Consider the following 21,373-nt stretch of genomic DNA (forward strand, 5'->3'; position numbering starts at 1 on the left):
CCGAGTCCCACCTCCGAGGAGAACGGCTCCATGACCCCCAAGGACACCCCCTCCAGCGGCCCGGCCGCTCCCGGCGGCGGGGCGCGTGACGGCCGCCCCACCGCTCCGGGACCGGCGGTCTCGCGCCGCGCGGTCCTCGCCGGCACCGGCGCGGCCCTCCTGCTGCCCGCCGCCGCCCGTCCCGCCCTCGCCGCCGCGAAGCGGAACGTCGTCGTGCTCGGCGGCGGCATGTCCGGCCTGACCGTCGCGCACGAGCTGGCCGAACGCGGCTTCACCGTCACCGTCATCGAACGTAAGGCGCTGGGCGGCAAGGCCCGCAGCATGCCCGTGCCCGGCACCGGGGCGGGCGGGCGGCGCGACCTGCCCGGCGAGCACGGGTTCCGCTTCTTCCCCGGCTTCTACCGGCACGTGCCGGACACGATGCGGCGCATCCCGGTCGCGGGCAACGCCAACGGCGTGCACGACAACATGATCGACCTCACCTCGACCCGCGTGTCCCGCAACGGCGGCCGCGCCGACATCATCGTCCCCGAGTTCACCGCGCCCGGCGGCGGCCTCGACCTCGACCTGATCCGCGAGACGATCACCGGGCTCGTCCAGCAGGTCGCGGCGCTGCCGCCGGACGAGCTCCTGCTGTTCGTCAACCGCTTCCTGGTCTACGTCACCAGCAGCGACGAGCGCCGCCTCGGCCAGTGGGAGAACCTCCCGTGGTGGGAGTACGTGCGCGCCGAGGGCAAGTCGCGCGACTACCAGGCCATCGTCGCCCGCTTCCTCACCCGCGGCCTGGTCGCCGTCAAGGAGGAGGTCGCCAGCACCAAGACCGTCGGGTCGATGGGCCAGGCGTTCCTGCTGTCGGGCATCGGGCTGGGCACCGACGGCGGGCTGGCCAGGATGCTGAACGCCCCGACGAACGAGGCCTGGATCGACCCCTGGGTGACGCTCCTGAAGAGCCTCGGCGTGCGGTTCGCGGTCGGCCAGACCGTCGAGTCGCTGGAGACGTCCTCCGGGAGCGTCACCGCCGTGGTCGTCACCGACGCCTCGGGCACGCGCCGCCGCGTCGAGGCCGACTGGTTCGTCAGCGCGGTCCCGGTCGAACGCGCCGGGCCCCTGCTGGCGCCGCTCGCCACCCTCGACCCGGCCTTCACCCGGCTGAAGAACCTGCGCACCGAGTGGATGAACGGCCTGCAGTTCTTCCTCCGGCGCACCCCGGCCGGGCTCGCCCAGGAGATCAGCTTCATGGACTCGCCCTGGCAGATCACGGCCGTCGTCCAGAGCAAACTCTGGGACCGCGACTTCACGCGCGACTACGGCGACGGCGCGGTGGCCGACTGCCTCTCCCTGGACATCTCCGACTGGGACAGCCCCGGCATCGTCTACCGCAAGCCCGCCAAGGAGTGCACGCCCGCCCAGGTCGCCGAGGAGGCCTGGGCCCAGATGAAGGACCACATGGAGGACACGGGCCGGTCCGTCCTGCCCGACGACGTCCTGCACTCGTGGTTCCTCGACCCGGCCATCGCCTGGGACCCGGCCGCCCGCCGCAACGCCAACCACGAACCCCTCATGGTCAACACGGTCGGGAGCTGGGCCGACCGGCCCGCCACCCGGACGAAGGTCCCCAACCTGTTCCTGGCCGGGGACTACGTGCGGACCAACATGGACCTGGCCACCATGGAGGGCGCCAACGAGTCGGGCCGCGCCGCGGCGAACGCCCTCCTCGACGCCGCCGGCTCCACCGCGTCCCCCGTCCAGATGTGGACGCTCTACCAGCCGCCCGAGCTCGACGGCCTCAAGCGCCTGGACGCCGACCGTTACAGGGCGGGCCAGCGCCACATCCTCGACACCTTCTGATCCCGCTCCCGGCCGCGGGAGCGGGGCCCTGGCCCCGTCCCCGCTCCCGCGGCCGGCTCACCGCAGGTCCAGGTGGGTCACGCCCATCCAGGCGTGCCGCCCGGCCCGGACAGATGGGGTTCGAGCTCCACCCGCCCGGCGTATGTCCTCGCGTAGGCCTCGGCGGACTCCCTGTCGCCGAACGGCCGGGCCCGGCGTACTTGTCCGGGACGCCCCAGTGGCCGACCCGCTCGATGACCGATCCCAGTTCCGTCGACGGCCTGCGGCCATCGTAGGAAGGCGCCGCTCAGTTCCGTTCGGCGCGGCGGGTGATGTTGCGCGGCATGCCGCCGAAGATGATCCCGTGGAACGGGTAGATCGCCCACCAGTACAGCTGGCCGGGCAGCCCGTGCGGATGGAAGATCGCGCGCTGCTCGTACACGGTGCCGCCGTTCTCGTCCGGCCGCACCCGCAGTTCCAGCCAGGCCAGGCCCGGCAGCAACATCTCGGCGCGCAGCCGCAGCAGCCGCCCGGGTTCGATGGCCTCCACCCGCCAGAAGTCCAGCGCGTCCCCGATGCGCAGCCGGCCGGGGTCGCGCCGGCCCCGGCGCAGGCCGACCCCGCCCACCAGGCGGTCGGCCAGGCCGCGCAGCCGCCACGCCACCGGCAGCGAGTACCAGCCGTTGTCGCCGCCGATGCCCTCGACGACCTTCCAGACCGCCTCGGGCGCCGCGCCGGTCGCGCGGGTCCGCTCGTCGGTGTAGAGGCTGCCGCCCGCCCAGTCGGGGTCGGTGGGCAGCGGGTCGCTCGGCGCGCCCGGTGTGGACGCCGAGCTCCAGCGGGTCGCCACGTCGGCCTCGCGGATGCGCTTCAGCGCGAGCCGCACCGCCTCGTCGAAGCCGATCAGGCCGTTCGGCGGGTCGGGCACGTACGCCGCGATGTCGTGCTCGCGGCAGACGACCTCGCTGGTGAGCGACTCCACCAGGGGCCGGGCGATGCCGCTGGGAACCGGGGTGATCAGGCCGACCCACAGGCTCGACAGTTTCGGCGACAGGACCGGCACCGGCACGATCACCCGGGGCGACAACCCCGCGACCGCCGCGTACCGGCCCATCATCTGCCGGTAGGTGAGCACGTCCGGCCCGCCGATGTCGAACGCGCGGTTCACCTCCGGCGGCAGCTCCGCGGCGCCGACCAGGTAGCGCAGCACGTCCCGGATCGCGATGGGCTGGATGCGGGAGTCCACCCACTTCGGCGTGACCATGGCCGGGAGCCGTTCGGTCAGGTAGCGCAACATCTCGAACGACGCCGAGCCCGAGCCGAGCACGACGGCGGCCCGCAACACCGCGGTCGGCACGCCCGAGGCGAGCAGGATCTCGCCGACCTCCGCCCGCGACCGCAGATGCGGCGACACCTGCCCGCCCGAGTACAGACCGCCCAGGAAGACGATGCGGCCCACGCCCGTCTCCTCGGCGACCCCGGCGAACGAACGTGCCGCCCGCCGGTCCCGGGAGGCGAAGTCGCCGCCCTTGCCCATCGCGTGGATCAGGTAGTAGGCGACCTCGACGCCGTCCAGGGCCGTGCGCAGGGCGTCCGGATCCAGCACGTCGGCCTCGACGATCTCCACCCGGTCCGCCCACGGGTACGCCTGGAGCCGGTCGGGGCGGCGTGCCATGCAGCGGACCTCGTGGCCCGCGTCGAGCAGTTCGGGGACGAGGCGGCCGCCGATGTAGCCGGTGGCCCCGGTGACGAGACAGCGCATGATCCGTTCATACCCAGCGTGAGCACTTCACGCCGCACCGTGGCGAATCGCCCTGGTGATCAGCGGGGACCGGGGACGATCAGCCCGGGGTCACAGGCTCGCGGGGCTGAGCTCGGCGTTCCAGTGGACGAAGCGGCCCAGGCCGTCGAAGTTGGCGTGGGCCCGGGCGCCGCCGGGCAGCAGGACCTCGGTCTCGCCGTCGGTCTCGCGGTAGGCGATCTTGTGATGGCTGAGGAGCCGGGCCAGGGTGAGCCGGGGCTCGCGCGGGAACAGGCTGACGGCGTTGGTCAGCAGCCGGGGGACCGGGACGGGGTCCCAGAGGGCCGGCGGGGCCTGCGGGTCGTCGACGTGCAGGTAGGCCGAGCCGCCGTCGTAGCCCGCGCCGATGTAGCCCCCGCCGCCGAGGACGCCGCCGGCGGCCATCGCGATCAGCTCGCCGCCGTGCCCCGCGGGGCCCTCGTACCAGCTGAGGTCGATCTCGGGGGTGGTGAACTCGGGGATGCCCAGGCGCTCGCCCAGCGCGCGGATGTCCAGGGTCGGCCGGACCGCGGGGTGGTCGTCGCCGAACTGCGGGTTGGCCCAGCCCCACAGCCAGGTGCGCTCGCGCGCGGCGTAGCTGCCGAGCAGGGACACCTGCACGGTCACACCGCCGCTGGAGTACGTGCGCGCGGTCAGGTCAGCGCTCCAGTCCTCGCGCGGCAGGAACTCCGCGAGGGTCTCCTGCTGCTGCAGGACGACCGCGGCGAGGGCGGCGCCGAGGCGTTCGAACGCTGGACTGAATCCGGACATATCGGGGACATTATCCCAGGGAGAGAGTGGTTCGCGGGCGGGAATCGGACACCAGGCGGTAGTCGATCAGCTGACCTGGGGCGGCTAGGCTTTCGCTGACAGAGGACAGGTTCACAGAGGAGCGTACGAGGTGCGGGGACCGACCGGGAAGGCCTTCCGGACCTGGTGGGTCACCACCGTGCTGGTGACGGTCCTCGGTCCGTTCGCCGGCCTGCTGTGGGCGGCGGTCGCGCCGGCCGTCGAATTCGTGGTCGTCCAGGGTGAGCCGGTGTTCGCCGACCCCGAGGGCCAGGGGCCGATCGGCGTCGACGGCCGCTACACGCTGATCGTCGCGGTGGCCGCGATCGCCTGCGGCGGCCTGGCCTATCTCCGGGGCGGGCGCGGCAACGACGTGCCGCTGATCCTGGGACTGGCCGCCGGCGGGATCGTCGCGGCGGTGATCGCGATGAAGGTGGGCCACCAGATCGGCCTCTCCGACTACGAGGCCGCGGTGCGCCGGGCCAAGGACGGCGCCACCGTCACCGGGGTCGCCGAGCTGCGGGCCACCGGCCTGGTCACGGTCTGGCCGATCCTGGCCGTCGGCACGTACGGGGTCCTGGAGCTGATCGTCAAGCGGCTACCCGCGGGCGATCGCGGCGAGCCGGGCGCCGGTGAGCCGGACGAGGTCGCCGGGGGGAAGCTCGATCTGGAGGCCGCGCCGGCCGGCGGAGACGTAGACCGTCGCGAACCCTGACACGCTCTCGTCGATCACGGTCGGCAGCCGCTTGCGCTGCCCCAGCGGGCTGATGCCGCCCACCACGTAGCCGGTGGCGCGCTCGGCGTCCGCCGGGTCGGCCAGCCGCGCCTTCTTGCCGCCCGCCGCGGCGGCCAGAGCCTTGAGGTCGAGGCCGGCCGAGACGGGCACGACGCCGACGATGAGCGCGCCGTCGACCTCGGCCACCAGGGTCTTGAACAGCCGCCCGTGCGGGACGCCCAGGGCGTCGGCCGCCGCCTCCCCGTACGAGGCGCCGGAGTCCGGCGCCACCTCGTACGTGTGCAGGCTGAAATCGATCTTCGCCTTGGCCGCCGCCACCGTCGCGGGCGTGCCCTTGCCGCCGCTCTTGCTCGCGCCCTTGGCCTTCGCTGAGCTCATCCCGCCAGTCTGCCCACAGCGATCTTGCCCGCGCAGCCCCTTTAGTTCGGGTTGAACGAACCGTCGAGGAACTGCCCGGCGGGCACGGTGGGGAGCATCTCCAGCAGGCGGTTCTCGCGGTGGAGCAGGTCGCGCTCCATGCCCAGCCGGACCGCGGCGTCCTCGGCCTGCAGCAGCCGCTGCTTCTCGTGGCCGTCCAGGACCACCGCGGCGGCGATGAGGTAGGACAGCCGGACGGGGTCCATCGGCAGTTCGAGCGGCTCGGCCACCTCCGCGCCCGCGGCGGACAGGCGGTGCCGGTACATCTGGAACAGCAGGCGGACGCGGTGCGCCACCGGCTCGGGGTCGGTGCCCGCCTCCTCGGGCAGGAACTCGACCTCGCCCCGCAGATAGGGCCGGGAGCGGTCCAGCTCCTTGAGGCGGAAGCGGCGCCCGCCCACCGTCACGATGTCGAAGCGGCCGTCCTCGTGCGGGGTCACGGTGTGCAGCTCGGCCACGCAGCCCACCTCGGCCAGGCGCCGCGCCGAGTCCGCGCCGACCTCGTGGCCCAGCTCGATGCCGACGATCCCGAAGCGGCGCGGCTCCGGGCGGTCGAGGAGGTCGCGCACCAGCATCCGGTAGCGGTCCTCGAACAGGTGCAGGGGCAGGACCAGACCCGGGTAGAGCACTGTGCCCAACGGGAACAGCGGGAGCCGTTCGATCACGGTTTCCCCCAGACTCGCTTCGGGGGGCGCCACGGAGGATTCGCCCTCGGCGCCAGGCTACTTCCACTTTCAACGATCTCGATGTGCCGGATTTATCACAGTCTGAAGCGGCCTGGGCGCGAGGTGTCCCCGGTGTCCGGTGGCGGGCGGTGCGGCGGGCCACCCGAACGGGGCATGGGGCCTGGTCACGACGGATCAGATGTCACCGACCGCGGCACGTCGATCACCGTGCGCCGCTAGCGTCGGTTCACCCCCGGGAGGTGCGCCTTCCGGAAAGGATTTTGGAGACCGCCGAATGTGGCTCAATCTCTTCTTCATGTCCGTCGCGAGCCTGGTCGTGGGCTTCGTCGTCGGCTGGATCGTCGCCTGCCCACGCCGCTGGGACGCCCGCTTCTCCGAACCGCCCGCCCTTCCGCGCGAGGACCTGCCGTCCTTCAGCCGGATCACCGGCGGCGTCTGACCGGACGCCCGCGGGGCCCGCGGGATCGACCGGCTCCGACCGGCCCGCGGGCCCCTCAGCAGGCCAATCCCGGCGTATTGGCCGTTGGCCCGCCCAGGACTGCCGGATAGCGTCGAAGGCATGCGCATGCTCGTCGTGGACGCCTTCACCGACCATCCCTTCGCCGGGAACCCGGCGGGGGTCTGCCTGCTCGACCGGCCCGCCGACCCCGCCTGGATGCAGCGGGTCGCGGCCGAGATGAAACACTCCGAGACCGCGTTCGTCCGCCCGATCAAGGCGCCCGACGCCGATTTCGAACTGCGCTGGTTCACCCCGCTGGTCGAGGTCGCCCTGTGCGGCCACGCCACCCTGGCGAGCGCGCACGCCCTGTTCGAGACCGGGGTGGCCCCGGCGGGGCGGCCGATCCGGTTCCAGACGCTGCGTTCCGGCGTCCTGACCGTGACCCGCGCGGACGACGGCGGGCTGCTCATGGACTTCCCGGCCTGCCCGCCGGCCGAGATCGAGCCGCCGGACGACCTGGGCGACGCGCTCGGCACCACGCCGTTCTGGGTGGGCCGCAACTCCCAGAACGACCTGCTGGTGCAGGTCGCCGACGAGGAGGCGGTGCGCAAGCTCGCGCCCGACATCGACGTCCTGGCCCGCGTCGACGCCCGCGGTGTGATCGTCACGGCGGTCGCCGACGAGGGCCGGGAGTACCAGTTCGTCTCCCGCTTCTTCGGCGGCGCGGTGCTGCTCGGCGACGGCGAGGACCCGGTGACCGGCTCGGCCCACTGCGCGCTCGGCCCTTACTGGGGCGAGCGGTTCGGCCGCACCGAGCTGGTGGGCTTCCAGGCGTCCGCCCGCGGCGGGCTGGTCGGCGTCACGCTCCGGGACGGCCGGGTCGAGCTCGCCGGCCGGGCGGTCACCGTGCTGGACGGCGAGTTCCGCGCCTGAACGCCGATCATGGCGCCTGATCCGCCGCCGGGGTGGCGTCTCGGGAAGTGAGACATTGCGCGGCCGACAGCCGGTTCTCCGTAGACTGGACGGGTGATTTCCCGTATTGACCTGCGCGGGGCCCTCCCCGAGGACCCGCGCTCCGTGCTGCCCCGCGCCGAGCTCGACGTCGAGGCCGCCCTGGAGAAGGTGCGGCCGATCTGCGAGGACGTGCGCCATAGGGGAGCCGCGGCGGTACGGGAGCACACCAGGATCCTCGACGGGGTCGAGCTGGAGAGCACCCGGGTGCCCGTCGCCGAGATCGAGCGGGCCCTGGCCGCCCTCGACCCCGCCGTCCGCGACGCGCTCGAGGAGGCCATCCGCCGCACCCGCCTGGTCCACCGCGACCAGCGCCGCACCGACACCACCACGCAGGTCGTGCCCGGCGGCACGGTCACCGAGCGCTGGGTGCCGGTCGGCCGGGTCGGGCTGTACGTGCCGGGCGGCCGGGCCGTCTACCCGTCCAGCGTGGTCATGAACGTCGTCCCCGCCCAGGAGGCCGGGGTGCGCTCGCTCGCGGTCACCTCGCCCGCCCAGAAGGACTTCGGCGGCCTGCCGCACCCGACGATCCTGGCGGCCTGCGCGCTGCTGGGGGTCACCGAGGTGTACGCGGCGGGCGGCGCCCAGGCGGTCGCGATGTTCGCCTACGGCACCGAGGAGTGCCCGCGCGCCGACCTGGTCACCGGGCCCGGCAACATCTGGGTCGCCGCCGCCAAGCGGCTGCTCAAGGGCGTCATCGGGATCGACTCCGAGGCCGGGCCGACCGAGATCGCGGTGCTCGCCGACGCCACCGCCGACCCGGTGCACGTGGCCGCCGACCTGATCAGCCAGGCCGAGCACGACACGCTCGCCGCCGCCGTGCTGGTCACCGACTCGGCCGAGCTGGCCGCCGCGGTCGAGACCGAGCTGGCCGCCCAGGCCGCCCGCACCAAGCACGCCGAGCGCATCACCGAGGCGCTGGCCGGGCGCCAGTCGGGCATCGTGCTGGTCGACGACATCGAGGACGGCCTCAAGATCGTCGACGCGTACGCGGCCGAGCACCTGGAGATCCAGACCGCCGACGCCCGCGCGGTCGCCGCCCGGGTGCGCAACGCCGGGGCGATCTTCATCGGCGCGCACGCGCCGGTGTCGCTGGGCGACTACCTGGCCGGGTCCAACCACGTGCTGCCCACCGGCGGCTGCGCGTGCCACTCGTCCGGCCTGTCGGTCCAGTCGTTCCTGCGCGGCATCCACGTCGTGGAGTACGACGAGCCCGCCCTCGCCGAGGCGACGGCCCGCGTGGTCGCGCTGGCCGAGGCCGAGGACCTGCCCGCGCACGGCGCCGCCCTGAAGGCCCGCTTCGACTGGGAGATCCCTACGTGACCTCGCTCAACGATCTCCCGATCCGCGACGACCTCAGAGGCCGGGAGCCGTACGGGGCTCCCCAGCTGGACGTCCCGTACGCGCTCAACACCAACGAGAACCCCTACCCGCCGTCCGAGGCCCTGGTGAAGGCCGTCGGCGAAGCGGTCATGGACGTCGCCGGGTCGCTCAACCGCTACCCCGACCGCGACGCGACGGCCCTGCGCGCCGACCTGGCCGCGTTCCTCGACCGCGACACCCCCGGCGCCGGGCTCACGACGCGGCAGGTGTGGGCGGCGAACGGGTCCAACGAGATCATCCAGCAGATCCTCCAGGCGTTCGGCGGGTTCGGGCGCACCGCGCTGGGCTTCGAGCCCTCGTACTCGATGCACCCGATCATCACGAGCGTGTCCGGCACGCGGTGGGTCAACGCGCACCGCGACGAGGACTTCGGCCTGGAGCCCGAGCGCGCCGTCGCCGCCGTCCGGGAGCACCGGCCCGACGTGGTGTTCCTGACCTCGCCCAACAACCCGACCGGCACCGCGCTGCCCCTCGAGGCCATCGAGGCCGTGCTGGAGGTCGCGCCCGGGATGGTCGTGGTGGACGAGGCGTACGCCGAGTTCCGCCGGGAAGGGACCCCATCGGCGCTGACGCTCCTGCCGGGCAATCCGCGGCTGATCGTCACGCGCACGATGTCCAAGGCGTTCGCCATGGCGGGCACCCGCCTCGGTTACCTCGCCGCCGACCCGGCCGTGATCCACGCGCTGCTGCTGGTGCGCCTGCCGTACCACCTGTCGGCCGTCACCCAGGCCGTCGCCCGCACCGCGGTCGCGCACGAGACCGAGCTGCTCGGCACCGTCGACGCGCTGCGCCGCGAACGCGACGACCTGGTCGCCTGGCTGCGCGCCGAGGGGCATCAGGTGGCCGATTCCGATGCAAACTTCGTCCTGTTCGGCCGGTTCGCGGACCGGCGGGAGGTCTGGCAGAAGATGCTCGACCGGGGCGTGCTGATCCGTGAGGTGGGACCGCCGGAGTGGCTGCGCGTGAGCGTCGGCACACCCGAGGAGATGGCGGCCTTCCGAACCGCTTTGAAGGAGAGTCTGTGAGTCGCAAGGGCCGTGTTCAGCGCGGGACCAAGGAGACCGAGGTCCTCGTCGAGATCGACCTGGACGGGACCGGTGCGGTCGACGTCGCCACCGGCGTCGGCTTCTACGACCACATGCTGGCCCAGCTGGGCAAGCACGGGTCGTTCGACCTGACCGTCAAGACCGCCGGCGACCTCCACATCGACAGCCACCACACCATCGAGGACACCGCGATCGCGCTCGGCCAGGCGTTCCGCGAGGCGCTGGGCGACAAGGCGGGCATCCGCCGGTTCGCCAACGCCTCGGTGCCGCTGGACGAGTCGCTCGCCCAGGTCACGGTCGACATCGCCGGCCGTCCCTACCTGGTGCACTCCGAGCCCGAGGGCATGGCCCCGATGATCGGCCCGGAGTACGACACCACGATGACCCGGCACATCTTCGAGTCGTTCGTCTCCAACGCGCAGATCTGCCTGCACGTCCACGTCCCGTACGGGCGCAACGCGCACCACATCGTCGAGTGCCAGTTCAAGGCGCTCGCCCGCGCGCTGCGCGACGCGGTGGCGTTCGACCCCAAGGTGCACGGCATCCCCTCCACCAAGGGAGCGCTGTAGCGGTGGACGTCGGCGGCCTGCACTTCACCTACGCCAACGTGCTGCTGTTCGGCCTGGCGGTCTTCCTGCTGATGGGCGTGATCAGCTTCATCAAGCAGGGCCTCAAGGTCGCGGCCCTGATCGTCCTCGTCCTCGCCGGTCTCGCGTTCGCCGGGGGAGTGATGTGGTTGTGAGCAAGAACATCGTCATCCTCGACTACGGCTCGGGCAACCTGCGGTCGGCCGAGCGGGCCGTGGCGCGGCACGGCGTCGACGTCACCGTCACGCGCGACTGGGACGCCGCGGTCGACGCCGACGGCCTGATCGTGCCGGGCGTGGGCGCGTTCTCGGCGTGCATGTCCGGCCTCAGGTCGGTGCGCGGCGAGCAGATCATCGGACGCCGGCTGTCCGGCGGCCGCCCGGTCCTGGGCATCTGCGTGGGCATGCAGATCCTCTTCGCCAAGGGCGTCGAGCACGGCGTGACCACCGAGGGCTGCGCGGAATGGCCCGGCACCGTCGAACGCCTCGACGCGCCGGTCGTCCCGCACATGGGCTGGAACACCGTTGACGCTCCGGTCGCCATCGGGAGCGTAGCGAGTGATGGCGACCCTGCCCTTGCCGGGGGGTCTGGGGGGTCGTCCCCCCAGAAGGTGAACGAGACCGTCCTGTTCCAGGGGATGGACGCGGGCACCCGGTTCTACTTCGTGCACTCCTACGGGGTGCGGCGCTGGGAGCTGGAGCCCGACCCGGCGGGGTATCTCAAGCCGCCGCTGGTCACCTGGGCCGAGCACGGCGATCGCTTCGTCGCGGCCGTGGAGAACGGGCCGCTCTGCGCGACCCAGTTCCACCCGGAGAAGTCCGGTGACGCGGGAGCCCAGCTCCTCGCGAACTGGCTCTCCACGGTCGGCTGACGCGGTCGTGAGCAGGGAGCGGGCACGGAGGCGGGCCGAGCGCGAGGCCGCGGCGGCCAAGGCCGCCGCGGCGCACGCCGAACGGCAGGCCAAGGACGCCAGGCGCCGTGAACGCCGCAGGCGTCTCACCGCGCGGCTCCCGGCCCCGGTCCGCTACAGGCGGCAGGGCGGGGTGCTCGCCCGCAGGCGGCGTATCCAGAACCGCGTCGTCCTCGGGGTCTTCCTCGCCGTCCAGGTGGTCGGCTGGTTCCTGCTGGCCACCTGGGGCGCCCGGCTCGCGCTCCTGGCCCTGTCCGTCTTCCTCGTCCCGGTCTTCGTGACCCTCGCCTTCGACCGCCGCCGCTAGCCCGCAGACAGCCGGCCGATCGCCGGCCGACAACGCCTCAACAGCGCAGATAGGGTTTGCCCATGACTCTCGAGCTCCTTCCCGCCGTCGACGTCGCCGAGGGCCGGGCCGTACGCCTGGTGCAGGGCGAGGCCGGCACCGAGACCTCCTACGGCGCGCCCCTGGAGGCGGCGCTGGCATGGCAGAACGCGGGAGCGGAGTGGATCCATCTGGTCGACCTGGACGCCGCGTTCGGCCGCGGGTCCAACCGCGAGCTGCTCGCCGAGGTGACCGGCACGCTGGACGTCAAGGTGGAGCTGTCCGGCGGCATCCGCGACGACGACTCGCTCGCGGCGGCGCTGGCCACCGGCTGCACCCGGGTCAACATCGGCACCGCCGCCCTGGAGAACCCCGAATGGTGCCGCAAGATCATCTCTGAGTTCGGCGACAAGATCGCGGTCGGCCTCGACGTGCGCGGCACGACGCTGGCGGCACGCGGCTGGACGCGCGAGGGCGGTGACCTCTGGGAGGTGCTGGCCCGCCTGGAAGAGGACGGCTGCCCGCGCTACGTGGTGACCGACGTGACCAAGGACGGCACGCTGCGCGGCCCCAACACCGAGCTGCTGCGCGAGGTCTGCTCGCGCACCGACCAGCCGGTGATCGCCTCCGGCGGCGTCTCGTCGCTGGACGACCTGCGCGAGCTGGCCACGCTGGTGCCGGCCGGCGTCGAGGGCGCGATCGTCGGCAAGGCCCTGTACGCCCAGGCCTTCACCCTCGAAGAGGCCCTGGAGGCGGTGAGATGACGTGTTCATCGCCGCGCCGGCGCGCGGCGGGTCACGGGGCTTTCCTCTCCCGGCCTTCCCTCGTCACTCCGGTCGCTGCGCTCCCTGCGTTCCTCAGTCCAGGCCAGGAGGCCCCATGACCGTCGCGGTACGCGTGATCCCCTGCCTGGACGTCGACGCCGGGCGGGTGGTCAAGGGCGTCAACTTCCAGAACCTGCGCGACGCGGGCGACCCGGTGGAGCTGGCCCGGCGGTACGACGCCGAGGGCGCCGACGAGCTCACGTTCCTCGACATCACCGCGTCCAGCGGCGACCGCGAGACCACCTACGACGTGGTGCGCCGCACCGCCGAGCAGGTGTTCATCCCGCTGACGGTCGGCGGCGGCATCCGCGCCGTCGAGGACATCGACCGGCTGCTGCGCGCCGGGGCCGACAAGGTGTCGGTCAACACCGCCGCGATCGCCCGGCCGGAGTTCCTCGAGGAGGCCGCGCACCGGTTCGGCTCGCAGTGCGTCGTGTTGTCGGTCGACGCCCGGCGGGTGACCGGCGGGACGACGACGGAGTCCGGATACGAGGTGACCACGCACGGCGGCCGCAAGGGCACCGGCATCGACGCGATCGAATGGGCGCGGCGCGGCCAGGAGTTGGGCGTCGGCGAGATCCTGCTCAACTCGATGGACGCCGACGGCACCAAGAACGGCTTCGACCTGGAGATGCTCGGCCAGGTCAGGGCGGCCGTCACGGTCCCGGTGATCGCCAGTGGCGGCGCGGGCGCGCTGGAGCACTTCGCCCCGGCCGTCGACGCGGGCGCCGACGCGGTGCTGGCCGCCAGCGTCTTCCACTTCGGCGACCTGAAGATCTCCGACGTCAAGGACGCCCTCCGCGCCACCGGCCACCCCGTGCGGTGAGGGGTTCACCTCGATGACGGTCGCGCTCGCCACGTTCTCCGGCCTGCCCGGCGGCAACGCCGACGTCCGGGAGCTGACCGCCGCCCTCGCCGCCCTCGGCGTCGAGGCGGCGGCGGTCTCCTGGGACGACCCGTCGGCCGACTGGGACGCCTTCGACCTGGTCGTCGTCCGGTCGACGTGGGACTACACCGCGCGGCTCGGCGAGTTCCTGGCCTGGGCCGACCGGGTGCCGCGGCTGCTCAACCCGGCCGGGACCCTCCGCTGGAACACCGACAAGCGGTACCTGCGCGATCTCGACGAGGCCGGGGTCCCGGTCGTGCCGACCCGCTGGGACCCCGAGGACGTGCCCGCGGACTGGCCCGAGTACGTGATCAAGCCGTCGGTCTCGGCGGGCTCGCGCGACACCGCCCGCTGGCGGGCGGGCGAGGAGGACGCCGCCCGCGCCCACCTGCGCGCGCTGCGCGCCCAGGGCCGGACGGTCATGGTGCAGCCGTACCTGTCGGCCATCGACGCGGCGGGGGAGACGGCGCTGCTGTTCTGCGACCGCGAGTTCAGCCACGCCGCCCGCAAGGCCCCGATCCTCAAGGCCGGCGCCGGGCTGCTGGACGGGCCCCACGGCGGCGAGATCACGGCCGCGCGGGCCACGCCCGAGCAGCTCGCGGTGGCCCGCAAGGTGCTCGACGCGGTGCCGGGCGACCTGCTCTACGCCCGGGTCGACCTGGTGCCCGGCCCGGACGGGACGCCGGTCCTGCTGGAGCTGGAGCTCACCGAGCCCGCGCTCTTCCTGGAGCACGCGCCCGGCTCGGCCGGCCGGTTCGCGCGGGCGATCGCCGCCCGGATCAGCTGATCTCCCGCCGGGTCATGCCGTCGGCGTCCGCGTCGACGCCCCAGGCGAACACCAGCCGCGGGTGGATCCGGATGACCTCTCCGCTGAGCCACGGCTCCGGCGGCGCGATCCCGCTGATCGCCTCGGCCCGGCCGCGGATCTCCACGCCGCGCACCCGCCACGGGTCGGTCGAGGCGAGGTCGTCGACGACCAGCGCGACCTGGTCGTGCTTCTGGACGTTGCGGAACTTGCGGCTCCCGCCCATGTCGTGGCCGTAGATGTCGATCGTCCCCAGCTCGGCGTTGTAGCGGAAGCCGACGGGGTTGGCCTGCGGATCGCCCTTGGGACCGACGGTGGCCAGCCGGCCCAGCCGCTGGGTCTTCAGGTAGGCGCGTTCGCTCTCGGTAAGGCTCATACGCGCCAGCCTGTTTCCTCAACTCAGGTTGAGGTCAAGGACCCGGGCTCACACGCGCGGCCGGTCGACCCGGGGTTCGTGCCAGCGCGGCTCGGCCGACTCCAGCACCCGGCCGTCCCCCTGGAAGATCACGTAGCGGTCGAAGTCGGCGGCGAACCAGCGGTCGTGCGTCACCGCCAGGACCGTCCCGGCGAAGCCCGCGAGCCCCTCCTGGAGCGCCTCGGCGCTGGCCAGGTCGAGGTTGTCGGTCGGCTCGTCCAGGAGCAGCAGGGTGCAGCCCGACAGCTCCAGCAGCAGGATCTGCAGCCGTGCCTGCTGGCCGCCCGACAACGTCTGGAACGGCTGGTTGCGCGCCGGGGCCAGCTCGTAGCGGGCGAGGGCGCGCATCGCCTCGTTGAGGGTGAGCGCGTTCTCGGTCATGACGATCTCGTCGGCCGTGCGCCCGTGCAGGTCGGGACGGGTGTGCGTCTGGACGAAGTGGCCCGGCACGACGCGCGCGCCGAGCCTGGCCACGCCCTCGTGCACGACGGCCGTGCCGGCGAGCAGCTTGAGGAACTGCGACTTGCCCGACCCGTTGGAACCGAGCACCGCGATGCGCTCGCCGTACCAGACCTCCAGGTCGAACGGCCGCATCAGCCCGGTCAGCTCCAGGCCCTCGCAGACCACGGCGCGCTTGCCGGTGCGGCCGCCGCGCAGCCGCATCCGGATGTTCTGCTCCTTGGGCGGCGACTCGGGCGGCCCCGCCTCCTCGAAGCGGCTCAGCCGGGTCTGCGCCGCGTGGTAGGACGAGGCGAGCGCGTCGTTGGTGCTCGCCTTCTGCCGCAGCGTGGCGACCAGCCGCCGCAGCTTGGCGTGCTCCTCGTCCCAGCGCCGCCGCAGCTCCTCCAGGCGTTCCGCCCGGTCCTGCCGGGCCTGCGGGTAGGTGGCGAAGCCGCCGCCGTGCACCCACACCGTGCGGGCCTCCACCGTGACGATCCGGTCGGCGGCGTTGGCGAGCAGCTGCCGGTCGTGCGAGATCAGCATGACGGTCTTGGACGTGGCGCGGAGCTGCTCCTCCAGCCACTCCTTGCCCGGAACGTCCAGGTAGTTGTCGGGCTCGTCCAGCAGCAGCACCTGGTCGGGGCCGCGCAGCAGCGCCTCCAGCATCAGGCGCTTCTGCTCGCCGCCCGAGAGCGTGCCCGCCCTGCGATCGCGCACCGCGTCGTAGGGCAGGCCCAGCGCCGACGTGGCGCACGCGTCCCACACGACCTCGAGGTCGTAGCCGCCCGCGTCGGTGAAGTCGGTGATGGCCTGGGCGTAGGCGAGCTGGCCCGCCTCGTCCTCGCCCAGGGCGGCCTCGGCCCGGCTCAGCGCCGCGGCGGCCGTCCGCACGCGTTCGGGCGCGACGGCCAGGAGGAGCTCCCGCAACGTCCAGCCGCCCTCGACGAACTGCCGCAGGACGCCGAGCCCGCCGGAGGCGGCCACGCCGCCCTCGACCGGCTTGATCTCGCCCGCGACCAGGCGCAGCAGCGTGCTCTTGCCCGCGCCGTTCGGGCCGACCAGGGCGGCCTTGACGCCCTCGCCGACGCGGAACGACACCTCGTTGAGCAGCAGCCGCCCGTCCGGCAGGACGTAGGTGACGCCGCTGACCTCGATGTGGCCCATGTCCTCCCCCCAAAGGCTCCCGATGGTAGGCAGCCGGGCGCGGGGAGGTCATCTGGTTTTCCGGCGTCACACCCCCTCGGGCACGCCCTCCTCGGCCCCGGGATCGTGCACGGCCGCCTCGGGCGCCCGCTCGGCCACGGGCAGCAGGATCGCGGACGGATGATCGGGGTCGTGGAAGACCTCCTGCTCGGCCGGGAAGAGCTCGCCGACCGCGTCCAGGGCGCCGCCGGTGCCGGGGTTGACCGCGACCTTCGGGTAGGCGCCGCTGGTGACGTGCACCCGGATCCGGTGCCCGCGCCGGAACCGGTGCCCGGTCGGCCACAGGTCCACCGCGATCCGCCGCACCCCGTCCGTCCCCACCGGCTTGTCGGCGACCGGACGGGCGGGATCGAGCCGGATCCCTCCCTCGCACACGTTGCGGGAGGCCCCGTCGGGCGAGACGTCCAGCAGCCGCACGACGAAGTCGGTGTGCTCGCGGCTCGACCGGACGAACAGGTCGGCGCCCACCGGGCCGACCACGTCCACGTCGCCGGTCAGCTCGGGCGTGGTGAACACCAGCACGTCCTGGCGCCTCTCCAGCGGCCGGTTGTCGACCGGCCGGGAGCTGCCCAGCAACGTCGGCCCGCCGAGCGCGGGCGTCGGGTCGGCCGGATCGAAGCGGTAGGTGCTCGCCGCGCGCCGCTGCGGCCCGTCCTCGCCGAGCCCGCCGCCGGCCTGCAGGTGCCAGCGCCGCTGCACCATCCCGGGCGGCGGCCAGTCGCGGTAGTCGCGCCACTCCCGCGCCCCGGTCACGTACACCCGGACGGGGTCGGCGCGCAGCCTGGAGAAGTCGCCGCGCAGATGCGCGCGGAACCAGGCCAGAGACTCGCGGAACGCGACCAGGCCGTGCCGGGGGTCGGTGTGCCACCACGGGCCGATGGTGAGGTACGGGCGGTGGCCGCCCGCCCGCAGCGCCAGGTAGTCCTTGACCTCCCACGGCAGGAAGATGTCGTACCAGCCGCCCATCAGCGTGACCGGGGCGGTGACCTCGCCGACCGTGCCGCTGAAGTCGCGGCTGCGCCAGAAGTCCGAGCCCGGCGCGTCGCCGTGCCCGGCCAGCAGGTCCCGGTAGAAGCGCAGCGGCGAGCCGCCGGTCAGCACGTCCAGCTCGACCGGCGCGCGCCCGCTGCGCGCGGCCCGCAGCACCCGCCGCCGCGAGGTCAGCGGCGCGGTGAGCAGGCCGAGCGGCTCCTGCTGCCGGGCGGTCAGGTCGCTCCAGGTGAGCGCCGACTCCAGCGCGAACGAGCCGCCGACGTACGCCGCGTCCAGCATCGACGACGTGGTGATCTGCAGCGCCATCGCCTTCAGCTCGGGCCCAGCCCGCGCGGCCGTCGCCCACGCGGTGTAGCCGAGGTAGCTGGGGCCGTAGGTGGCGAACGAGCCGTTGAACCAGTCCTGCTCCTTCAGCCACCGGACGGTGGCCAGGCCGTCCTCCTGCTCGTGGGTCAGCGGGTCGAACTCGCCCTCCGACCCGAACGTGCCGCGCGCGCTCTGCACGACGAGCTGGAAGCCGAACGGCACCAGCGGCAGGCCGTTGACGATCGACGCCGGGCCGCGCCGCCCGTACGGCGTGCGGACCAGGATGGTGGGCGGCGGGCGCCGCACCCCGGTCGGCACGTACCTGTCGGCGAGCAGCGTCGCGCCGTCGGGCATCACGACGGGGACGTCGCGGTGGACGGTGTAGCGGGGGCGAGGACGGGGGAGTCGGATCGGCGGAGCGGGGAGGCGGTCCCTGAGGGCCATGCTGTCTCCAGTGCGCCGTACGAGCCCGGCGGGGGCGGGTACCGTCGGCCAGGTCGGGTGCTACTACCTGGTAACGGTAACCGGTGACGGGCCCGGAGGGCATCCCCGTGGAGCCGGAGTGACCGGTGCTACACATCGGGCGCGAAATCGGCCGCCCTGAGGCTTAGTCGCCGGTGATCCCGGTGACCAGCGTCCAGGGGTCGGCGTCCATCTCGCCGAGAACGCCCGCCCAGGCCGCCTCGCCGCCGAACTCCTCGCGCCACGACCACAGGCGCAGCGTGGCCCGGCGCAGCGAGTGCTCCTCGGTGACGCCGATCGCGCCGTGCACCTGGTGGGCGATCGCCGCGATCGGCCCGGCCGCGCGGGACGCGGCGGCCTTGGCGGCGGCGACGGCCACCGGGTCGTCCGGGGTGCGCACCGCCGCGCGGACCGCGACGTCGGCCACGGTCACCTCGCCGGCCAGTTCGGCGAGCTGCTGCTGGACCGCCTGGAAGCGGCCGATCGGGCGGCCGAACTGCTCGCGCTCGCCCGCGTACCGCACGCTGAGGTCCAGCGCCCGGCGGGCGGCCCCGGTCAGCTGCACCGCCCGCGCCAGCGCCCCGCGCCGCTCGAACGCGGCGGCGGTGATCTCGGTGGGCGCGGTGGCCTCCGGGCGCGCGGAGGCCAGGGCGACGTCGTCGCGCGGCTCGCCGGCGAGGTTGGCGCCCGGCGTGATCTCGACGGCGGCGAGGTCGTACACCGACACCCGCCCCTCCTCCAGGACGACCAGGCGTTCGGCGGAACGGGCGTACGGCACCCGGCGCGACCCCGCCGCCGCGCCGGCGGACGGGGAGGGCTCGGCGACGGCGGCGGTCAGCGCGCCGCCGGGGAAGGGCAGGCCGGCGCCGGCGAGCAGCATCCCGGCCAGCCACGCGGTCTCGGCCAGCGGGACCGGCGCCGCGTGGTAGGCGGCGATCCGCAGGACGGCCGCGGCGTCGGCGAGGTCGCCGCCGCTGCCGCCCGCCTCCTCCGCGACCCCGATGCCGGTGAGCCCGGCGGCCACGAGCGCGGGCCACGGGTCGGCGGCCGCGCAGATCTCGTGCGCCGTCTCGTCGAGGAGATCCATCAGCGCACTCCCAGCCCGCGGGCGACGATGCCGCGGAGGATCTCGTTCGTGCCGCCGCGCAGCGTGAAGCCGGGCGCCTGGACGACCGCCTCGGCCAGTGCCCGCGCGAGGGGGTCGGGCGAGGCGGCGTCGGGCTCCACGCCGGGCGTGTGCTCGCGGACGACCTCGATCACCTCGCGTTCGAACCGGGTGCCGAGGTCCTTCACCAGCGCCGCCTGGACGTCCGGCGCGCGGCCCCGCGCGAGCGCCCCCGCGACCGCGAGCGACGCCTGGCGCAGCGCCCACAGGCGGGCGGTGAGGCGTCCCACCGCGCGGCGGGCGGCCGGATCGGCGGCGCGTTCGCGCAGCAGCCGGACGAGCAGGAACGTGCTCAGCAGGCGTTCCGGGCCGGACCGCTCGTAGGCGAGCTCGGCCGTCACCTGCCGCCAGCCGTCGCCGATCCGGCCGAGGACCATGCCGTCGGGGACGAGGACGCCGTCGAGGACGACCTCGTTGAAGTGGTGGTCGCCCGAGAGCCCCCGGATCGGCCGGACCGTCACGCCCTCGGCGGGCAGCGTCACGATGAACTGGCTGAGGCCCGCGTGCCGGTCGCCGCCCTGGGGCGCGCTGCGCGCCAGGACGAGGATCGCGTGCGCGAGGTGGGCGCCGCTGGTCCACACCTTGGTGCCGTGCAGCCGCCAGCCGCCCTCGGCGCGCTCCGCCCGGGTGCGCACCGACGCCAGGTCCGACCCCGAGTCGGGCTCGCTCATCCCGATCGCGAAGAAGCACTCGCCGCGCGCGATCGCCGGCAGGAACCGCCGCCGCTGCTCCCCGGTCCCGTTGGCGAGGATGCTCGGGCCCATCTGCCGGTCGGCGATCCAGTGCGCGGCCACCGGGGCGCCCGCCGCGAGCAGCTCCTCGATCACCACGAAGCGGTCCAGCGGCGACCTGCCGTGACCGCCGTACTCGGGAGGCAGCGTCATGCCCAGCCAGCCGCGTTCGCCGAGCGCCCTGCTGAACGCCGGGTCGGCGCCCGTCAGCCAGCTGTCACAGCGCGGCGTGAAGTCCCGCGCGGCCAGGAACGCGCGGACCTCCTCGCGCAGCGCCGCGGTCCCGGGCGGGAGCACGCCCGGCTCCAGGTCGGTCGGTGTCGCCGTCGTCGCCATCCCGCGTGACATTACCGACCTCCGCCCACCGGGCCGTCAGTGACCCCTTACGGGGGTGTCCGATCCAGGTCGGAGCCACTATGGCGGGTGCGGGCTTTCTCTGACATCGTGGCGCTCAGAAGGACGGGACGGGGGAGCACGATGTGGGCTGGGCCGAACGCGCCGATGGTGCCGCCGCCGCACGGGCCGGTGGCGCAGCCGCGGGCGCGGATCCGCCCGCACGGGGCGTGGTACGCCTTCCCGCTGGTGCTGATCCTGGGGTCGCTGCTCGGGTTCGGCGCGGTGCTCGCGGTCTTCCTGGACGACAGCAACGTCGCGGCCGGGCCCAACGCCACCGGTGACCCGGTGGGCGGCCTCACCGTCCAGATGACCGAGGACCACGCGTACTTCGTCTACGTGCGCGGCAACGCCGCGGCCCCGACCTCCTGCACCCTCAGCGCGGCCGGCGGCGGCGGTGACCGGGTCCCGGTGTCCCTCACCAGGAAGAACTCCTGGAGTTCGACCGAATACCCGTCCTACCGCTACGTGGGCACCTTCGACGCCCCGCTGACCGGGCAGGCCCGGCTGACCTGCCGGGGCGCCACCGGCGAGCTGCTGGTGACGCCCGACGACACGGCCGACGCCTATCTCGGCCTCGCCCTGATCGCCGGGTTCTTCCTCGGCGGGCTCGGGGTCATCAGCGCGATCGTCATCGCGATGCGCCGCCACAACTCCCGGCGGGCCGCGGCGGTGCGGCAGCCGCCCAAGGCGCCGGCACCGGGCGGCGGCTATCCGCAGATGCCGCCGCCGGGCCCCTACGGCGGCTGAGGCTCGTCAAGACACGGCACGGCACGGCACGGCACGGCGGCCGGGGCGCGGCACCGCGGCGCC

General features: G+C 73.8%; 23 protein-coding genes. 14 read left to right on the top strand and 9 right to left on the bottom strand.

Annotated features, from left to right (window positions below; all coding sequences use genetic code 11):
* The first annotated feature begins 30 nt into the window (after window positions 1-30).
* The gene (locus ABZ810_RS19255; protein ID WP_358404651.1) at window positions 31-1,848 is read left to right on the top strand and encodes an FAD-dependent oxidoreductase; all 1,818 of its coding nucleotides are present in this window, start codon (window positions 31-33) and stop codon (window positions 1,846-1,848) included.
* 286 nt (window positions 1,849-2,134) lie between these two features.
* Here the strand turns inward: ABZ810_RS19255 and ABZ810_RS19260 are convergent, their stop codons facing one another.
* Together ABZ810_RS19260 and ABZ810_RS19265 are read right to left on the bottom strand one after the other, a co-directional pair.
* On the bottom strand, window positions 2,135-3,589 hold the full coding sequence (locus ABZ810_RS19260; protein ID WP_358404653.1) for an SDR family oxidoreductase: 1,455 nt from the start codon (window positions 3,587-3,589) through the stop codon (window positions 2,135-2,137).
* A 90-nt stretch (window positions 3,590-3,679) separates the two neighbouring features.
* Window positions 3,680-4,378, bottom strand: coding sequence for a DUF6882 domain-containing protein (locus ABZ810_RS19265; protein WP_358404655.1), 699 nt, complete (start codon window positions 4,376-4,378; stop codon window positions 3,680-3,682).
* Between the two features lie 130 nt (window positions 4,379-4,508).
* Between ABZ810_RS19265 and ABZ810_RS19270 the strand changes: the two genes are divergently transcribed.
* Window positions 4,509-5,111, top strand: a complete 603-nt coding sequence (locus ABZ810_RS19270; protein ID WP_358404657.1) for a hypothetical protein — start codon at window positions 4,509-4,511, stop codon at window positions 5,109-5,111.
* On the opposite strand, the gene ybaK is transcribed toward ABZ810_RS19270, so the two are convergent.
* Both ybaK and ABZ810_RS19280 read right to left on the bottom strand, forming a co-directional pair.
* Window positions 4,995-5,510, bottom strand: coding sequence for a Cys-tRNA(Pro) deacylase (gene ybaK, locus ABZ810_RS19275; RefSeq protein ID WP_358404659.1), 516 nt, complete (start codon window positions 5,508-5,510; stop codon window positions 4,995-4,997). The genes ABZ810_RS19270 and ybaK overlap by 117 nt on opposite strands.
* 41 nt (window positions 5,511-5,551) lie before the next feature.
* Window positions 5,552-6,214, bottom strand: coding sequence for an LON peptidase substrate-binding domain-containing protein (locus tag ABZ810_RS19280; protein WP_358404661.1), 663 nt, complete (start codon window positions 6,212-6,214; stop codon window positions 5,552-5,554).
* A 316-nt stretch (window positions 6,215-6,530) separates the two neighbouring features.
* On the opposite strand from ABZ810_RS19280, the gene ABZ810_RS19285 reads away from it, so the two are divergent.
* From ABZ810_RS19285 to ABZ810_RS19335, 11 genes are all read left to right on the top strand, one after another.
* Complete coding sequence (locus ABZ810_RS19285) at window positions 6,531-6,674, top strand: hypothetical protein (RefSeq protein ID WP_358404662.1); 144 nt, start codon at window positions 6,531-6,533, stop codon at window positions 6,672-6,674.
* A gap of 120 nt (window positions 6,675-6,794) precedes the next feature.
* Window positions 6,795-7,607 (top strand): PhzF family phenazine biosynthesis isomerase, encoded by an 813-nt coding sequence (locus ABZ810_RS19290; protein WP_358404663.1) that lies wholly within the window; start codon window positions 6,795-6,797, stop codon window positions 7,605-7,607.
* Window positions 7,608-7,700: 93 nt separating this feature from the next.
* Entirely contained in the window at window positions 7,701-9,008 is a 1,308-nt protein-coding gene (gene hisD / locus ABZ810_RS19295; RefSeq protein WP_358404664.1) for a histidinol dehydrogenase, read from the top strand.
* Complete coding sequence (locus ABZ810_RS19300) at window positions 9,005-10,093, top strand: histidinol-phosphate transaminase (protein ID WP_358404667.1); 1,089 nt, start codon at window positions 9,005-9,007, stop codon at window positions 10,091-10,093. Before hisD ends, ABZ810_RS19300 begins: the two co-directional genes overlap by 4 nt.
* A complete protein-coding gene (gene hisB / locus ABZ810_RS19305; protein ID WP_358404669.1) occupies window positions 10,090-10,683 on the top strand; it encodes an imidazoleglycerol-phosphate dehydratase HisB in 594 nt (197 codons plus the stop codon). The genes ABZ810_RS19300 and hisB overlap by 4 nt, the downstream gene beginning before the upstream one ends.
* A 2-nt stretch (window positions 10,684-10,685) precedes the next feature.
* On the top strand, window positions 10,686-10,856 hold the full coding sequence (locus tag ABZ810_RS19310) for a hypothetical protein (protein ID WP_358404671.1): 171 nt from the start codon (window positions 10,686-10,688) through the stop codon (window positions 10,854-10,856).
* Window positions 10,853-11,572 (top strand): imidazole glycerol phosphate synthase subunit HisH, encoded by a 720-nt coding sequence (gene hisH / locus ABZ810_RS19315; RefSeq protein ID WP_358404672.1) that lies wholly within the window; start codon window positions 10,853-10,855, stop codon window positions 11,570-11,572. Before ABZ810_RS19310 ends, hisH begins: the two co-directional genes overlap by 4 nt.
* Window positions 11,573-11,579: 7 nt before the next feature.
* Window positions 11,580-11,918: a hypothetical protein gene (locus ABZ810_RS19320; RefSeq protein ID WP_358404674.1), complete on the top strand. Its 339-nt coding sequence runs from the start codon at window positions 11,580-11,582 to the stop codon at window positions 11,916-11,918.
* A 56-nt stretch (window positions 11,919-11,974) separates the two neighbouring features.
* A complete protein-coding gene (gene priA, locus ABZ810_RS19325) occupies window positions 11,975-12,700 on the top strand; it encodes a bifunctional 1-(5-phosphoribosyl)-5-((5-phosphoribosylamino)methylideneamino)imidazole-4-carboxamide isomerase/phosphoribosylanthranilate isomerase PriA (RefSeq protein ID WP_358404676.1) in 726 nt (241 codons plus the stop codon).
* A gap of 115 nt (window positions 12,701-12,815) precedes the next feature.
* Entirely contained in the window at window positions 12,816-13,586 is a 771-nt protein-coding gene (gene hisF, locus ABZ810_RS19330; protein ID WP_358404677.1) for an imidazole glycerol phosphate synthase subunit HisF, read from the top strand.
* 13 nt (window positions 13,587-13,599) lie between these two features.
* Window positions 13,600-14,433 (top strand): hypothetical protein, encoded by an 834-nt coding sequence (locus ABZ810_RS19335; protein ID WP_358404678.1) that lies wholly within the window; start codon window positions 13,600-13,602, stop codon window positions 14,431-14,433.
* Here ABZ810_RS19335 and ABZ810_RS19340 read toward each other — a convergent pair.
* The 5 genes from ABZ810_RS19340 to ABZ810_RS19360 form a co-directional block, all read right to left on the bottom strand.
* Window positions 14,426-14,827, bottom strand: coding sequence for a PPOX class F420-dependent oxidoreductase (locus ABZ810_RS19340; protein ID WP_358404680.1), 402 nt, complete (start codon window positions 14,825-14,827; stop codon window positions 14,426-14,428). The two genes, ABZ810_RS19335 and ABZ810_RS19340, sit on opposite strands and share 8 nt — an antisense overlap.
* A gap of 48 nt (window positions 14,828-14,875) precedes the next feature.
* Entirely contained in the window at window positions 14,876-16,471 is a 1,596-nt protein-coding gene (locus ABZ810_RS19345; protein ID WP_358404681.1) for an ATP-binding cassette domain-containing protein, read from the bottom strand.
* A gap of 66 nt (window positions 16,472-16,537) precedes the next feature.
* Complete coding sequence (locus ABZ810_RS19350; RefSeq protein WP_358404682.1) at window positions 16,538-18,253, bottom strand: CocE/NonD family hydrolase; 1,716 nt, start codon at window positions 18,251-18,253, stop codon at window positions 16,538-16,540.
* A 163-nt stretch (window positions 18,254-18,416) separates the two neighbouring features.
* Complete coding sequence (locus tag ABZ810_RS19355) at window positions 18,417-19,358, bottom strand: acyl-CoA dehydrogenase (protein WP_358404684.1); 942 nt, start codon at window positions 19,356-19,358, stop codon at window positions 18,417-18,419.
* Complete coding sequence (locus tag ABZ810_RS19360) at window positions 19,358-20,503, bottom strand: acyl-CoA dehydrogenase family protein (RefSeq protein WP_358404686.1); 1,146 nt, start codon at window positions 20,501-20,503, stop codon at window positions 19,358-19,360. Before ABZ810_RS19360 ends, ABZ810_RS19355 begins: the two co-directional genes overlap by 1 nt.
* Window positions 20,504-20,644: 141 nt before the next feature.
* Here ABZ810_RS19360 and ABZ810_RS19365 point away from each other — a divergent pair, with 141 nt between their 5' ends.
* The gene (locus tag ABZ810_RS19365) at window positions 20,645-21,310 is read left to right on the top strand and encodes a hypothetical protein (RefSeq protein ID WP_358404688.1); all 666 of its coding nucleotides are present in this window, start codon (window positions 20,645-20,647) and stop codon (window positions 21,308-21,310) included.
* Window positions 21,311-21,373 lie beyond the last annotated feature (63 nt).

The sequence above is a fragment of the Spirillospora sp. NPDC047279 genome, assembly GCF_040643285.1.
GTDB lineage: Bacteria > Actinomycetota > Actinomycetes > Streptosporangiales > Streptosporangiaceae > Spirillospora.

What these genes read in the sequence shown, in the direction of transcription:
- ABZ810_RS19255 (WP_358404651.1), top strand. Translation starts at nt 31, where the DNA reads ATGACCCCCAAGGACACCCCCTCCAGCGGCCCGGCCGCTCCCGGCGGC.
- ABZ810_RS19260 (WP_358404653.1), bottom strand. Translation starts at nt 3,589, where the DNA reads ATGCGCTGTCTCGTCACCGGGGCCACCGGCTACATCGGCGGCCGCCTC.
- ABZ810_RS19265 (WP_358404655.1), bottom strand. Translation starts at nt 4,378, where the DNA reads ATGTCCGGATTCAGTCCAGCGTTCGAACGCCTCGGCGCCGCCCTCGCC.
- ybaK (WP_358404659.1), bottom strand. Translation starts at nt 5,510, where the DNA reads ATGAGCTCAGCGAAGGCCAAGGGCGCGAGCAAGAGCGGCGGCAAGGGC.
- ABZ810_RS19285 (WP_358404662.1), top strand. Translation starts at nt 6,531, where the DNA reads ATGTCCGTCGCGAGCCTGGTCGTGGGCTTCGTCGTCGGCTGGATCGTC.
- ABZ810_RS19290 (WP_358404663.1), top strand. Translation starts at nt 6,795, where the DNA reads ATGCGCATGCTCGTCGTGGACGCCTTCACCGACCATCCCTTCGCCGGG.
- hisF (WP_358404677.1), top strand. Translation starts at nt 12,816, where the DNA reads ATGACCGTCGCGGTACGCGTGATCCCCTGCCTGGACGTCGACGCCGGG.
- ABZ810_RS19335 (WP_358404678.1), top strand. Translation starts at nt 13,600, where the DNA reads ATGACGGTCGCGCTCGCCACGTTCTCCGGCCTGCCCGGCGGCAACGCC.
- ABZ810_RS19340 (WP_358404680.1), bottom strand. Translation starts at nt 14,827, where the DNA reads ATGAGCCTTACCGAGAGCGAACGCGCCTACCTGAAGACCCAGCGGCTG.
- ABZ810_RS19345 (WP_358404681.1), bottom strand. Translation starts at nt 16,471, where the DNA reads ATGGGCCACATCGAGGTCAGCGGCGTCACCTACGTCCTGCCGGACGGG.
- ABZ810_RS19350 (WP_358404682.1), bottom strand. Translation starts at nt 18,253, where the DNA reads ATGGCCCTCAGGGACCGCCTCCCCGCTCCGCCGATCCGACTCCCCCGT.
- ABZ810_RS19355 (WP_358404684.1), bottom strand. Translation starts at nt 19,358, where the DNA reads ATGGATCTCCTCGACGAGACGGCGCACGAGATCTGCGCGGCCGCCGAC.
- ABZ810_RS19360 (WP_358404686.1), bottom strand. Translation starts at nt 20,503, where the DNA reads ATGGCGACGACGGCGACACCGACCGACCTGGAGCCGGGCGTGCTCCCG.
- ABZ810_RS19365 (WP_358404688.1), top strand. Translation starts at nt 20,645, where the DNA reads ATGTGGGCTGGGCCGAACGCGCCGATGGTGCCGCCGCCGCACGGGCCG.